The following is a 326-nucleotide window of genomic DNA, read 5'->3' as shown; positions in this document are numbered from 1 at the left end:
GTGCTGATGTTCGACAGGTTGTTGTAGACGTGTTCCAGGCGGTTCGCTGCAGCGCCCAGGCCCGAACGGACCTTGTTGACCGAAGCCAGCGCGGTTTCCAGGGTGCCGATGGTGGCGTTGGCGGTTGCGGTCAGTTCGGTGCCGGTGGTCGCGGCGCTGTAGTTGGCGGTAGCGGCGGTCACGTCCGAGACGACTTGCGACACGTCGGTGCCCAGGTTGACGTCCATGGTCTCGCTCGACGATGCGCCAATCTGGAAGGTCATCGACGAAGCGATGGTGCCGCCCACCAGCAGCTTGGTGCCGCCGAAGGTGGTGTTCTTCAGGAT

At 63.8% G+C, this 326-nt stretch carries 1 protein-coding gene; it reads right to left on the bottom strand.

Translation table 11 applies throughout. The annotated features are described in order from the left end of the window. On the bottom strand, positions 1 to 326 hold a 326-nt coding region (locus AC3XQU_RS23455; protein WP_489876550.1), incomplete at both ends, for a flagellin.

The organism is Telluria sp. AZSoR62 (assembly GCF_058111565.1).
The sequence above is the reverse complement of the archived record's forward strand: the minus strand, read 5'-3'. Positions and strand labels throughout refer to the sequence as shown.